Below are 13,379 nucleotides of genomic sequence, written 5' to 3' on the forward strand. Positions count from 1 at the left end.
GAGAGCCGGATTTTTCGTTTCTGAGTGCGCGTCCGGTGGGATCAGGCCGCGACTTCGTTCTCAATGCTTTCCAAAGGTGCCGGCCTTCCAAGGAAGTAGCCCTGACCGATCTGGCAGAACTCGCCGGCGAGGAATTTCAATTCACCTGAGGTCTCCACGCCTTCGGCGAGGACGGGCAGGCCGAGGCCGCGGCCGATGCCCAGAACCGCCTTCACGATGGTTGCTGCCTGCTGGTTCGTGTCGACCTGTCGGATGAAGGAGCCATCGATCTTGATCTTGTCGAAGGGGAAGGCACGCAAGTTGGAGAGCGACGAGTAGCCCGTGCCGAAATCATCCATCGCCACACGCACGCCGATACCCTTTAGCTGACGCAGCGTTGCCAGGGCGCGGTGCATGTCGCGGACCAACGCGGTCTCGGTGATCTCAAGCTCGAGGCGCTGCGGTGCCAGGCCCGTATTGAGCAGGATCTGGTGAACGGTCAGTGCAAAATGCGGGCTGTGAAGCTGAACGGGCGAGACATTCACCGCAACTGTAAGCGCTTCGTTCCACTTTGCAGCAGTCCGGCAGGCTTCCTGAAGGACCCATTCACCGATCTGAACGATCGCGCCACTTTCCTCGGCCACCGGAATGAAGATGCCGGGCGAGACATTGCCGCGTTCGGGGTGCTTCCAGCGCAGCAAGGCTTCGTAGCCGATGGTTTCACCGGTATCGATCTTCTTCTGCGGCTGGTAGACGAGGCTGAATTCATTGCGCGAAACTGCATGGCGCAGCTCGTGTTCCATGATCCGGCGTGCGCGGGCTTCCTGACCCATCTCGTGATCATAGAGGCGGTAGGTGTCGCGGCCTTCGGACTTCGCACGATAAAGCGCTGTATCCGCATAATTGATGAGCGTTTCCTGATCTTCGGCATCCTGCGGGAAAAGCGCAATGCCGATGCTTGTCGACATCAGGCCCTCGCTGGTGGCACTGCGATTGGCCTCGCGGAAAGCCTCCAGTATCTTTTCGGCCAGCCGGCCCGCATCATTGGCCGTTGCAATTCCTGGAGCGATGATGGCGAATTCGTCGCCGCCCAGCCGCGCGACGAGCTGGTTTTCCCCAAGCACACTCTCCACGCACGCAGCCACCTTGCACAGCATGGCGTCGCCGGCAGCATGGCCGAACAGATCATTGACTTCCTTGAAGCGGTCGAGGTCCATGCACAAAACCGCCACGGAACGGCCCTGCGGGTTCGAGGCCATGACCTCTTCCAGCCGCGCATTGAAGCTGCGGCGGTTGGGCAGGCCCGTCAGCGTGTCGTTCATGGCAAGCTTGCGGATGTTGTCTTCGGCTGCCTTTCGCTCGCGAATGTCGCGTACCGCAACGGCGCGGTGCGGGCGGCCGAAATAGTCGATCGAGCGCAGAATGATCTCGACCGGACGCTTGGTTCCATCAGCGTGGTTCAGCAGGGTTTCAAAGATTGGTTCCTGGCCCTGTTCTGCCTCGGCGACCTGCACCAGCTCTCCTAGGAGATCGGTGTAATGCATGCCCAGAAGTGCTTCGTTGTCGCGGCCTGACAGGGTGCCGAACGCATTGTTGGCGGTCACGATTTCGGTCCCGTTGCACACCAGAAGGCCTTCAACGGCTGCATTGGCCAGGCCGCGCATGCGGTTTTCCTCCATCTGCACCCGGCGTGCGTCGCGGATGTCGAGCCAAAGTGCAACGGCTGTCAGTGCCAGGATCGTGAATGCGGCCACTGCGACACCTGCGGCGAGCAATTCCGCCGGGATGGAGCTTGGGGAAATAGCAACGGAACCATCGGGAACGATCGAAATCGCGCCCATGCCGGTGAAATGCATGGAGCAGATGGCGAGCGTGAAGGTGAGGGCGCCAAGAGCCGCGCTGCGGCTGCGCTTGGAGCTTTTGCGCAAAACGATATGGGTGGCGATCGCGCCGAGCGTGACGCCCAGAACAAGCGAGGCGGCGATGAGGCGCTGATCCCAGACGAAACGTCCCTGCACTTCAAATGCCGCCATGCCAGTGTAATGCATGGCAGCGATGCCTGCGCCAGTGATGGCACCGCCGACCAGATGATGATCGCGGGTCATGCCGCCGGTTGCCGTCGCAAAGCCCAACGCGGATGCCGCCACTGCAATCAAGAGGGATCCCGCAGTGAGCGGCACGTCATAGGCGCTTGGGATGCTGGGAGAATAGGCGAGCATTGCGATGAAATGAGTTGCCCATATACCGAAGCCGAAGGAGGTGCCGCAAATGGCGATCCAAGCCAGCCGCATCATGCTCCTGGCCTTGCGGGTGTGGCGCAGCAGGCTGACTGCATTCATGGAGGCGATGAGGCAGATTGCTCCGGCAAGAAGCACCAGCCAGAGATTATGTTCGTTCACGATGCAATTATAGACCGTCAGCATTGTCGCCCGCTCAGATAAAATTGTTATAAAAGTTTCTTTGAATGTGGGCGTTTAGACTCATGTTTTGAACAAGGCGTTAAAGGCCAGGTGACGCCGCGTTTACCCTGCCGGAGCTGTGGATAATGAGAATGATCTGCCTTGCCGGTCGCGGGAGGCTTCAAACGAGGGTATAGGACAGGCGTAGGAGAACAGAACTTCCATGCGCTTCCCGCCTTCATTCCTGGACGAGATACGCGATCGCGTGCCGATTTCGCAGGTGGTCGGGCAGCGCGTGACGTTCGACAAGCGCAAGACCAATGCCGCTCGTGGAGATTTCTGGGCCTGTTGCCCCTTTCATGGCGAGAACACGCCAAGCTTTCACTGTGAAGACCGCAAGGGGCGGTATCACTGCTTTGGTTGCGGGGTCTCCGGCGACCACTTCAGGTTTCTGACCGAACTTGACGGAATGGGCTTTCCCGAAGCCGTAGAGCGCGTGGCGGAAATGGCCGGCGTGCCGATGCCCGCGCGTGATCCGCAGGCAGAAAAGCGGGAAAAGGAACGTGCCAGCCTGACCGATGTCATGGCCATGGCCGCGGAGTTTTTTCGTGAGAAGCTGCAGGGGCCGGAAGGGGCCGAAGCGCGTGCCTATCTGCGTTCGCGTGGGCTGTCGCCTGCCACACAGCAGGCATTTGGCTTAGGATTTGCGCCTGACAGCCGGAATGCGCTGAAAAACCATCTGACGCAGAAAGGCGTAGCGCCCGAACAGATCGAAGCTTGCGGGCTGGTGCGGCACGGGCCCGATATTCCGGTCTCCTATGACTGGTTTCGCGGGCGCATCATGTTTCCCATCGAGGATACGCGCGGGCGCGTGATCGCCTTCGGTGGCAGGGCGCTTTCGCCCGATGTGCCTGCGAAATACATGAATTCGCCGGACACCGAGCTCTTTCACAAGGGCAATGTGCTTTACAATCACGCACGCGCGCGCCGGGCCACCGCCAAGGGCGAGCCGGTCATTGCCGTTGAAGGCTATATGGATGTGATCGCGCTGGCGCAGGCAGGTATCGAAAATGCCGTTGCACCGCTCGGCACCGCGCTGACCGAGAACCAGCTTGAGCTTTTGTGGCGCATGTCGGGGGAGCCGGTACTTTGCTTCGACGGCGACGAAGCTGGTGTGCGGGCCGCCTATCGTGCCGCCGATCTGGCCTTACCCATGGTGCAGGCGGGGCGCACGCTGCGCTTTGCGTTGTTGCCGGAGGGGCAGGACCCCGACGATCTGGTAAAGGCGGAGGGCAGGGGAGCCTTTGACGCGCTTTTGGGACAGGCGCGCCCGCTGGCCGATCTCCTCTGGATGCGCGAAACAAATGGCCGTGTTTTCGACACGCCCGAAAGGCGCGCCGAACTTGAACAGATCATGCGCGAGCTTTCCGGGCGCATCCGCGACGAGAATGTGCGACGCCACTATGCGCAGGCGCTGCGCGAGAAGGTTCTCCATTTCTTCGGTTCCAACCGCGATCAGCGCAAGGGTGGCAAGGACCGCTATGGCAATGGGCGTGGCGGTGCGGGCGGCAAGGGCGCGCAGGCAGGTCGTCTGCCGATGAGCGAGAGCCTTGCCAGGTCAGCGCTGGTGCGCAAGGCCGGTGCAACAATGCCTGTACGCGAGGCGGTGCTCGTTCTGACGATGGTCAATCATCCGGCACTCATAGATGAATTCTTCGATGCGCTCGAACGGCTCGATCTTACAAGCCGGGATCTGGCACGTTTGCGTGCGGGAATTCTGGATGCCGTCGCTCATGACGTTCCGGCGGAACGGGACGAGATGATAAAGGCGCTTGCCGCCAGTGGTCTCGACCAGATCGTGGAGCAGGCGGAAGTGCTTGCCCGGCGTGCTCGCCAGTGGCCGGCACTCGCCGATGCGGCAGACGAAGATGCGCGCGAAGCCTTTCTCCAGGCCCTGCACTTGCACCATTCGGCGAGCTTCTTACATAAGGAGCTGAAAGCTGCAGAAATGGCGCTGGCAAACGAACCGACGGAAGAGAACTATCGTCATCTCGTTGAAATACAGGCCGAGTTGAGAAACGTGCAGGCTACCGAAGCGCTGATTGAAGGCTTCGGTCAACTTTCTGGACGCACCGGTCGCTAGTATTTTTCGATAAATGCGGACCGGACGATGCCACGGTCCGGGCGAAAGTGAAGAGTGATTCGCTTTTTTGGGGCGAATCATGGCACAGCCGCTTGACCTTTGTGACAATAAACGGAATCAGGATCGATTCGAGATGGAAGGGCGGTGTGCACGCCCTCGAAGTGCAGTCAGCGCTTCATGGACGGGTCTTGAGGCCTGCCATAGATAACAGGGTTAATCGGGCTTTAACGTGGAGGCGGCTAAGGCCTGAGTAACGCGCGAATCAGGCTGTGGGACACCAGATGTGATCCCGTACCCGGCCGGTTGGAGAAGACAAGGCATGGCGACAAAAGAGAAGGAAGAGGTCGAAACCGAACGCGAGGGCGCTGACGGCCCGCTGCTCGACCTTTCCGACGACGCAGTCAAGAAGATGATCAAGGCCGCCAAGAAGCGCGGCTATGTGACGATGGACGAACTGAATTCGGTTCTGCCGTCCGGTCAGGTGTCCTCCGAGCAGATCGAGGACACGATGGCGATGTTGTCCGATATGGGCATCAATGTTGTCGAAGATGAGGAAGCCGGCGAGGAAGCCGACCGCGACAGCGGTGAGGACTCCACCGAGCTTGCCGAACAGACCGGCACTGCTGTCCAGACCACCCAGAAGAAAGAGCCGACCGACCGCACCGACGACCCTGTGCGCATGTATCTGCGCGAGATGGGTTCGGTGGAGCTTCTGTCGCGCGAAGGCGAAATCGCCATCGCCAAGCGCATTGAGGCTGGTCGCGAGACGATGATTGCCGGGCTTTGCGAAAGCCCTCTGACCTTCCAGGCCATCATCATCTGGCGCGACGAGCTCAATGAAGGCAAGATCCTTCTGCGTGAGATCATCGATCTGGAAGCCACCTATGCGGGTCCGGAAGCCAAGCAGGCACCGGTGGTGCAGCGCGAGGAAGAAGAGGCCAAGCCTGCAGAGGACAAGTCTCGCCGCGCGCGCAGTGACGATGTGACCAATGTTGGCGGCGAAGGTCAGCCTGAAGAAGAGGATGACGAGGAAGACGAGGCAAATCTGTCTCTGGCAGCCATGGAAGCCGAGCTCAAGCCGGCCGTCATGGAAACGCTCGACTTCATCGCCGACACCTACAAGAAGCTGCGCAAGCTGCAGGATCAGCATGTGGAGTCTTCACTGGCCGATGGCGACAGCCTCTCCGACAGCCAGAAGAAGCGCTACAAGCAGCTGAAAGACGAGCTCATCAAGTCGGTGAAGTCGCTTTCGCTCAACAATCAGCGCATCGAGACGCTGGTCGAGCAGCTTTATGACATCAACAAGCGCCTTGTGCAGAATGAAGGCCGCCTGCTGCGTCTGGCCGAAAGCTATGGCGTGAAGCGCGAGGATTTCCTCAAGCACTATCAGGGTTCCGAGCTTGATCCGAACTGGGCAGAGAATGTTGCCAACCTGCCCGGCAAGGGCTGGAAGGAATTCTCCGCCAAGGAAGCTGGTACGATCGAAGGTCTGCGCTCCGAGATTCAGAATCTCGCTCAGGAGACCGCGATCTCCATCGGCGAGTTCCGCAAGATCGTGAACCAGGTCCAGAAGGGTGAGCGCGAAGCGGCAATCGCGAAGAAGGAAATGGTCGAGGCAAATCTGCGCCTCGTGATTTCCATCGCGAAGAAATACACGAACCGCGGTTTGCAGTTCCTGGATCTCATCCAGGAAGGCAATATCGGCCTGATGAAGGCCGTGGACAAGTTCGAGTATCGCCGCGGCTACAAGTTCTCCACCTATGCGACCTGGTGGATCAGGCAGGCGATCACGCGTTCCATCGCGGATCAGGCCCGCACGATCCGTATCCCGGTTCACATGATCGAGACGATCAACAAGATCGTGCGCACCTCGCGCCAGATGCTTCACGAGATCGGCCGCGAGCCGACGCCGGAAGAGCTGGCCGAGAAGCTGGCCATGCCGCTTGAGAAGGTGCGCAAGGTTCTCAAGATCGCCAAGGAGCCGATCTCGCTCGAAACGCCTGTGGGCGACGAGGAGGACTCACATCTTGGCGATTTCATCGAGGACAAGATGGCGGTTCTGCCGATCGATGCGGCGATCCAGGCCAATCTGCGCGAGACGACCACACGCGTTCTGGCATCGCTGACGCCGCGTGAGGAGCGCGTGCTGCGCATGCGCTTCGGCATCGGCATGAATACCGACCACACGCTGGAAGAAGTCGGCCAGCAGTTCTCGGTGACGCGCGAACGTATCCGCCAGATCGAAGCCAAGGCGCTTCGCAAGCTCAAGCATCCAAGCCGCTCGCGCAAGCTGCGCAGCTTCCTGGACAGCTGAGCGGTTCACGGCATCAGATTGCAAAAGGCCCGGCAATGCCGGGCCTTTTCTTTCTCGGTCCAGACTCTGTCATCAAGCAGCGTCAGCGGTGTCGATCACCCAGGTCACGCCCCAGCGGTCGTTCAGCAGACCGAAGCCTTTCGACCATGGCTGTTCGCCAAAGGGGATCTGTACGCTGCCGCCATCTGCCAATGCGTCAAAAATGCGCTTGGCTTCATCCTTCGTATCGGCGGCAACAGTAACGCCCATGCCCTTGCGACCTGAAAAATCCTGCATGTCCTGCCCCATCAGCGCCTGATCGCCGATATCGATCCATGCGTGGATGATGCGGTCCTTCTGGTCTTCCTGCACATCGCCTGCCATGCCCGGCATATCGCGATGGCTGATCATGGCCTTGATTTCGCCGCCAACAATTTCGGCATAGCTCGTGAACGCTTCGCGGCAGTCTCCGTCGAAATCGATATTAGCAAGCACTTTCATGGAAAATCTCCTTGAGGGGTAATGCGTGCTTGCCATTGAGACATTGAAAGTTAGAATTAGCAACCATGAAGTTAGAAAAAATAACTGATGGTGACAGGCGCTGTTACCCGGATGCCTGCGGAACGGCTCACGCGTTGGACCTCATCGGCGAGCGCTGGGCCTTGCTCGTGATCCGCGAAATGCTTCTGGGGCCACGGCGTTTCGCCGATCTGCGCGAGAGCCTGCCGGGCATCAGCGCGAATGTGCTGACGCAGCGGCTGAAATGGCTTGAAACCGTTGGCGTCGTTCAACGGCGCAAGCTTGCCCCTCCTGCATCCGTGCAGGTTTACGAGCTGACGGAATGGGGCAGGGAGGCAGAGTCGGTTATCGTGGCGCTTGGCCGGTGGGGTGCGCGATCTCCTTTCCAGGATGTGTCGCAACCTCTAAGCGCTGTTGGCATGGTGATGTCGTTCAGGGCGATGTTCCTGCCGTCGCAGGCAGAGTCGGTGGAGGCGAAGATTGCTTTCTCAACCGATAAAACGGCCTACAGCTTCACGATTTCCAAAGGCGCGCTCGGCTTCGATGCCGGTGTGGATGCGTCCGCGCAAGCAAGACTTTGCGGGACACCGGGTCAGCTGGCTTCGGCCGTCTATGGCATCCGACCGCTGGAGGATCTGGAGCGCGAGGGCGTGCGGATCGATGGTGAGCGCGCGGCGTTTCACCGCTTCGCCTCGGCGTTCGCTCTGCCGCCCAAGGTGGGATGGGATGGGAGCAAGGTTGCTGCCGGCAAGGGCGCGTAGATCACACGGCGTGCTATTTCCGCAGCCCCGTGATCAGCGCCTCCAGCACTTCCATCTGCTCATCAATGCTTCCGCCGCTCTCCACCGCCAGTGCAGCCTGGTCGAAGCCTGCGCCGAGTTGGGCGGTGAGCGGGCCTAGCGGCAGCTTTCTGATCAGACCTGCATCCATGGCCGCCTGAAGGCCTTCTGCCAATGTGCGGTTGCCGTTTTGCGCGTCGATCTCCTCTAGGCGTCCGCGGCCAAGAACGGTCGGACCTTCCAAGAGTACGAGGCGGGCGCGGCCTTTGTCCTGCATGGCCTGCAGATAGGCCTTGCCGCCCGCGAGCAGCGCTTCCAGCGGGGGAAGGGAAGGCGGTGTGGCCGCTTCGATTGCCTCGGCTATGGCTTTCGCCTCCTGCTCGATCACGGCGGTGAAGATCGCGGCCTTGTCATCGAAGTGATGGTAGAGCGCGCCGCGGGTAACCTGTGCCCGCGCCACGATTTCGGGCGTGCCCGTAGCGGCAAAGCCTTTCTCCAAGAACAGTTCGCGCGCGGCTTCAAGCAGTGCCTTGCGGGTGGCCTCGCTGCGCTGCCTGTTCGTGCGCCTGCTTTTCTCTTGCATACATGCAGCCTGTATGTTTTTATTCAGATACATGCAGACTGTATCTTTTTTTGAGCGCAAGGAGCAAGGCATGAAAACGACCAGCTACTACCCCGTTCTGATGGTGGATGATGTGACAGACACTGCCACGTTCTATCGAACACATTTCGGCTTCAGGGAGATATTCACCTCGGACTGGTATGTGCATCTGCAGTCGGAGAGTGACGAGAATGTCAATCTCGCCATTCTTGCCGGTGATCATGCCACCATTCCGGAGGAGGGGCGCGGGCGCAGTTCAGGTGTGCTGATCAATTTCGAGGTGGAGGATGCGCGCGTCGAATATGAGCGGTTGAAAAAGGCCGGTCTGCCGATGCTTCTGACGCTGCGCGACGAGGAGTTCGGACAGCGGCACTTCATCACGAAAGACCCCAATGGCGTGCTGATCGACGTGATCACGCCCATCGAGCCAAGCGAGGCGTTCAAGGCGCAGTATCTGGGCTGAGGGAGCGTGCTGGTCGGATGGTAGAGCGCGGTAATCCAGGCCGCAACGTCCTGCACCTTAACCCTTGCAGGCACAGAGCAGCCTGCCGACCTTGACAGGCCGCAGTCATCGCGCAAGCTGCGGGCATGCAGCACAAGACAATCAGATTTCAGACATCAGGGCAGGGGCTTTACGAATTTACCGATCGCGTGAATGCGTTCGTTCGGGAGAGTGGGGTGGATACCGGCCTGCTCACCGTCTTCGTACGTCACACATCCTGTTCGCTGATCATCCAGGAAAATGCCGATTCAGACGTGCAGCGTGACCTGATGGTGTTCTTCCACCGCCTCGTGCCGCCGTCCAGTGATCCGAAAATGGATTGGGTCGTCCATCGGCTGGAAGGGCCGGATGACATGCCGGCCCATATCAAGGCCGCGCTGACGCAGACCTCGATCGGCATACCCATCATCGACGGAGAAATGGCGCTAGGCACCTGGCAGGGCATCTATCTCTTTGAACACCGCGACCACCCGCATAACCGCGAAGTGGTGCTGATGCTATCCTGAGCCTCAATCCCGGCTTGGCAGTTCCGAGATGCCACCATTTTCGGCGGACCATTTGAGTGGTTCCTTCAGGAATTTCTCGACTTCGTTGAGCGTGTTCTCGTCAAAGCGGCCTTCCTTGCGACAGACATTGAGCACGTCCCACCAGGTGGTCAGATAGTGCAGGCGCATGCCGGCTTTCTGCAGGCGGTCGGGCGTGTCTGGGAAGATGTCGTAGTAGAAGACGGCGAAGGTGTCGGTGACTTCGGCGCCAGCCTTGCGGATGGCTTCGGCGAACTTCACCTTTGAGCCGCCATCGGTGGTCAGGTCTTCCACGAGCAGAACGCGTGCGCCATCGGCCAGATTGCCTTCGATTTGGGCATCGCGGCCAAAGCCTTTCGGCTTCTTGCGCACATAGAGCATCGGCAGCGACAAGCGGTCGGACAGCCAGGCTGCGAAGGGGATGCCGGCCGTTTCGCCACCGGCAACGGCGTCGAACTGCTCGAAGCCGGCCTTTCGCAACACGGTGGAGGCGGCGAAGTCCATGATGGCCGAGCGGATGCGCGGATAGGAAATCAGCTTGCGACAGTCGATATAGACCGGGCTCGCAATGCCGGAGGTGAATGTGTAGGGCTCATCGGCGCGGAAATGCACGGCCTCGATCTCGAGCAGCATGCGGGCGACCGTTTCGGCGATGAATTCCTTGTCCGGAAAGGTGTTGGCGAACATGGGCTTGGCTTTCTGTCTCTTGGTTGCGCGCTATTCGGCCACGCGCCAGTGAAGCGGGAACATGGGGTCGAAGACGGTAATGCGGTCACTGCCCGCCATCACGCCTGATGGGTAGTCCACCGGCTCATCCTCGCGGATGAGGGTGATGCGCTCGCGATTGGGCGTCAGGCCGTAAAAAGCCGGGCCATTGAGCGAGGTGAAGGCCTCGAGCTTGTCGAGCGCGTCTTCTTCCTCGAAGACATGGGCGAGGCAGGCCATTGTGTTGGGTGCGGAGAAGACACCGGCACAGCCGCAGGCGCTTTCCTTCAGCGGGTCGAGATGCGGTGCGGAATCCGTGCCTAAGAAGAATCGTGCCTCACCGGATGTTGCCGCCTCACGCAGCGCCAGGCGGTGCAGTTCGCGTTTGGCGACCGGCAGGCAGTAGTAATGCGGGCGAATGCCGCCGGCCAGGATTGCATTTCGGTTGATGATGAGATGGTGCGTGGTGATGGTCGCGCCGACGCGCTCGTCCTGCGAACGCGCGAAGTCCACTCCGTCCTTTGTCGTGATGTGCTCCATCACGATCTTCAGTTCCGGCAGGCGCTTGCGCAGGGGAGAAAGCACGCGCTCGATGAAGACAGCCTCGCGGTCGAATATGTCGATTTCGCTGTCGGTCACTTCGCCATGGACACAAAGCGGCAGGCCGATATCGGCCATGCGCTCAAGTACGGGCATGACCTTTTCGATATCGCGCACGCCGCTCTGGGAATTTGTGGTGGCACCGGCGGGGTAGAGTTTGACGGCGGTGATGACCCCATCGCGGAAACCTGCTTCAACATCAGCGGGTTCTGTCGCTTCGGTCAGGTAAAGAGTCATCAGGGGCTTGAAGCCCGTGTCACCGGGAAGGGCTGCCATGATGCGTTCGCGGTAGGCGATTGCATCTGTCGTGGTGACGACAGGCGGCACCAGATTGGGCATTATGATGGCGCGGGCAAAATGGGCGGCGGAATGGGGAGCAACAGCTTCAAGCACCGCGCCGTCGCGCAGATGCAGATGCCAGTCGTCCGGCTTTGCGATCTCGAGCTTGTTCATGAGTTGAGAGACATAAACGGTTTGGCGCAGGGCGCAAGACGACAGACGCCCGGGCGCGCAGGCATCCCACGAAAATTCTCGTACGCGCTGTCGGTTCGGTGCATCATCGCGCGTCTTCAGGAGGAGAAGGAGAACGCAATGCTTTATGCGGTGCTTTGCTATCACGACGAGGCAGAGGTGGAATCGTGGAGTGCCGAACAGGATCAAGCGGTCGTTGCCAAGCGTGGTGCGGTGGCGAAGGATCGTTTGCGACCGGAGCAGATGGGACCGGTATTGCGGCTTGTGCCGACGACCGGCGCGACGACGATCCGCAGTTCAGCAAGCGGAGAACTCGTCCTTGATGGGCCTTTTGCCGAAACGAAAGAGCAGCTTCTTGGACTTTATGTCGTGGAATGCGACGCGCTCGAGGAGGCCATCGAACTTGCGCGCGAGATGAAGCGGGGCGAGGGCGGGGCTTTCGAGGTGCGGCCGTTGCGGGTCTTTCGCCAGGGTATGCTCCCTTCGGACAAGGAGATCGGCTAGGTGAGCGACGCTTTCGCCATCGCCAACATGCTGACCGGGGCCAGGCCGCGGGCGATGGCCGCGCTCCTGCGCTATTTCCGTGATCTGGACCTCGCCGAGGAAGCTTATCAGGAAGCGTGTCTGCGAGCCGTGCACAACTGGCCACGGAAAGGACCGCCGCGCGATCCGGTCGGCTGGCTGGTTTTTGTGGGACGCAATGCGGCAGTTGATGGCCTGCGGCGCCAGACGCGGCATGTGGCATTGCCTGCGGAAGACGTGCTGTCGGATATTGAAGATCACGAAGCCGCAGTGGTCGAGCAGATGGACGAGGCGGACTACCGCGATGACATCCTTCGGCTGATGTTTATATGCGCGCATCCGGACCTGGTCGCAGCACAGCAGGTGGCGCTGGCATTGCGCATCGTCTCCGGGTTGAGCGTGGCGGAAATTGCGGCAGCCTTTCTTGCGAAGGAAAAGACCATCGAGCAGCGCATTACACGCGCAAAGCGCAAGGTGATGGCTGCCAATATTCCCTTCGAAGCGCCGGACGCGATTGAGCGGGCAAAGCGTTTGTCGGCGGTCGCGGCGATGATCTATCTGATCTTCAACGAGGGGTATTCCGCCAGCGGGGGCGAGAGCCATATCCGCAAAAGTCTATGCGATGAAGCCATCAGGCTCGGGCGATTGTTGCTGCGCCTGTTTCCCTCCGATCCGGAGATAATGGGACTGCTCGCCCTGATGCTTCTAACCCATGCGCGCATGCCTGCCAGGCTGGATGCTGCCGGCGGCATCATTCTTCTGGAGGATCAGGACCGCAGTTTGTGGCACACCGGGCTGATCACGGAAGGCATCGCGCTGGTGGAGAAGGCGGCCCGCCATCGTGCGGCAGGTTTTTACCAGTTGCAGGCGGCGATTGCCGCACTTCATGCAAGTGCCAAGAGGGCCGAGGACACGGACTGGCGCGGAATTGCCTTGCTCTATGAGCGCCTTGAGGCAGTCCAGCCGTCGCCGGTTGTCAGGTTGAACCGTGCGGTCGCGGTATTCAAAGCCAATGATGCTGAAACGGCTCTGATGCTGCTTGAGCCCGTGGAGGACGAGCTGGCGCGTTATTTTTATTCTCACGGTGTGCGTGGCGCCTTGCTGCAGGAGCTTGGGCAGAAGGATGCAGCCCGCGAGGCATTCAACCGGGCGATCGCGCTGGCACGTACGCCGGCTGAAGCCCGACATATCCGCGAAAGACTGGACGGGCTGGAGGCGATGGCGAAGAAGCGGAAGCGCCCGGTTTCCGCCGAGTGAAGCTTATCTGGCGGGTAAAAATCGCAGCTGGCGGGGTTTACATCACATTTTGAGGGCCTACCCTGTGAGGGAGGCTGCTTTTGAG

The 13,379-nt window shown here is 60.1% G+C and carries 12 protein-coding genes; 7 read left to right on the top strand and 5 right to left on the bottom strand.

Features of this window, described 5'->3' with window-relative positions:
• Window positions 1–41 precede the first annotated feature (41 nt).
• Window positions 42–2,402: a bifunctional diguanylate cyclase/phosphodiesterase gene (locus EL18_RS02905; protein ID WP_036479607.1), complete on the bottom strand. Its 2,361-nt coding sequence runs from the start codon at window positions 2,400–2,402 to the stop codon at window positions 42–44.
• A gap of 199 nt (window positions 2,403–2,601) precedes the next feature.
• Here EL18_RS02905 and dnaG point away from each other — a divergent pair, with 199 nt between their 5' ends.
• The gene (dnaG, locus tag EL18_RS02910) at window positions 2,602–4,521 is read left to right on the top strand and encodes a DNA primase (RefSeq protein ID WP_036479609.1); all 1,920 of its coding nucleotides are present in this window, start codon (window positions 2,602–2,604) and stop codon (window positions 4,519–4,521) included.
• 319 nt (window positions 4,522–4,840) lie between these two features.
• Window positions 4,841–6,835, top strand: coding sequence for an RNA polymerase sigma factor RpoD (gene rpoD, locus EL18_RS02915; RefSeq protein ID WP_036479611.1), 1,995 nt, complete (start codon window positions 4,841–4,843; stop codon window positions 6,833–6,835).
• A 72-nt stretch (window positions 6,836–6,907) separates the two neighbouring features.
• Here rpoD and EL18_RS02920 read toward each other — a convergent pair whose 3' ends face one another.
• Window positions 6,908–7,315: a VOC family protein gene (locus EL18_RS02920; RefSeq protein ID WP_036479614.1), complete on the bottom strand. Its 408-nt coding sequence runs from the start codon at window positions 7,313–7,315 to the stop codon at window positions 6,908–6,910.
• 65 nt (window positions 7,316–7,380) lie between these two features.
• Here EL18_RS02920 and EL18_RS02925 point away from each other — a divergent pair, with 65 nt between their 5' ends.
• The gene (locus EL18_RS02925) at window positions 7,381–8,094 is read left to right on the top strand and encodes a winged helix-turn-helix transcriptional regulator (RefSeq protein WP_036479616.1); all 714 of its coding nucleotides are present in this window, start codon (window positions 7,381–7,383) and stop codon (window positions 8,092–8,094) included.
• 13 nt (window positions 8,095–8,107) lie between these two features.
• Here EL18_RS02925 and EL18_RS02930 read toward each other — a convergent pair whose 3' ends face one another.
• Complete coding sequence (locus EL18_RS02930; protein WP_036483835.1) at window positions 8,108–8,695, bottom strand: TetR/AcrR family transcriptional regulator; 588 nt, start codon at window positions 8,693–8,695, stop codon at window positions 8,108–8,110.
• 70 nt (window positions 8,696–8,765) lie between these two features.
• Here EL18_RS02930 and EL18_RS02935 point away from each other — a divergent pair, with 70 nt between their 5' ends.
• Entirely contained in the window at window positions 8,766–9,176 is a 411-nt protein-coding gene (locus EL18_RS02935) for a VOC family protein (RefSeq protein ID WP_036483838.1), read from the top strand.
• Window positions 9,177–9,301: 125 nt separating this feature from the next.
• Window positions 9,302–9,721, top strand: coding sequence for a secondary thiamine-phosphate synthase enzyme YjbQ (locus EL18_RS02940; RefSeq protein WP_036479618.1), 420 nt, complete (start codon window positions 9,302–9,304; stop codon window positions 9,719–9,721).
• 3 nt (window positions 9,722–9,724) lie between these two features.
• Here the strand turns inward: EL18_RS02940 and EL18_RS02945 are convergent, their stop codons facing one another.
• Both EL18_RS02945 and pyrC read right to left on the bottom strand, forming a co-directional pair.
• Window positions 9,725–10,426 carry an orotate phosphoribosyltransferase gene (locus tag EL18_RS02945; RefSeq protein WP_036479620.1) on the bottom strand — a complete coding sequence of 234 codons (702 nt, stop codon included), beginning with the start codon at window positions 10,424–10,426 and terminating at the stop codon, window positions 9,725–9,727.
• 30 nt (window positions 10,427–10,456) lie between these two features.
• The gene (gene pyrC / locus EL18_RS02950; RefSeq protein WP_036479623.1) at window positions 10,457–11,497 is read right to left on the bottom strand and encodes a dihydroorotase; all 1,041 of its coding nucleotides are present in this window, start codon (window positions 11,495–11,497) and stop codon (window positions 10,457–10,459) included.
• Window positions 11,498–11,635: 138 nt separating this feature from the next.
• On the opposite strand from pyrC, the gene EL18_RS02955 reads away from it, so the two are divergent.
• Together EL18_RS02955 and EL18_RS02960 are read left to right on the top strand one after the other, a co-directional pair.
• Window positions 11,636–12,019: a YciI family protein gene (locus tag EL18_RS02955; protein ID WP_036479626.1), complete on the top strand. Its 384-nt coding sequence runs from the start codon at window positions 11,636–11,638 to the stop codon at window positions 12,017–12,019.
• Window positions 12,020–13,294: an RNA polymerase sigma factor gene (locus EL18_RS02960; RefSeq protein ID WP_036479629.1), complete on the top strand. Its 1,275-nt coding sequence runs from the start codon at window positions 12,020–12,022 to the stop codon at window positions 13,292–13,294.
• Window positions 13,295–13,379 lie beyond the last annotated feature (85 nt).

This window comes from Nitratireductor basaltis, from assembly GCF_000733725.1.
Classification (GTDB): domain Bacteria; phylum Pseudomonadota; class Alphaproteobacteria; order Rhizobiales; family Rhizobiaceae; genus Chelativorans; species Chelativorans basaltis.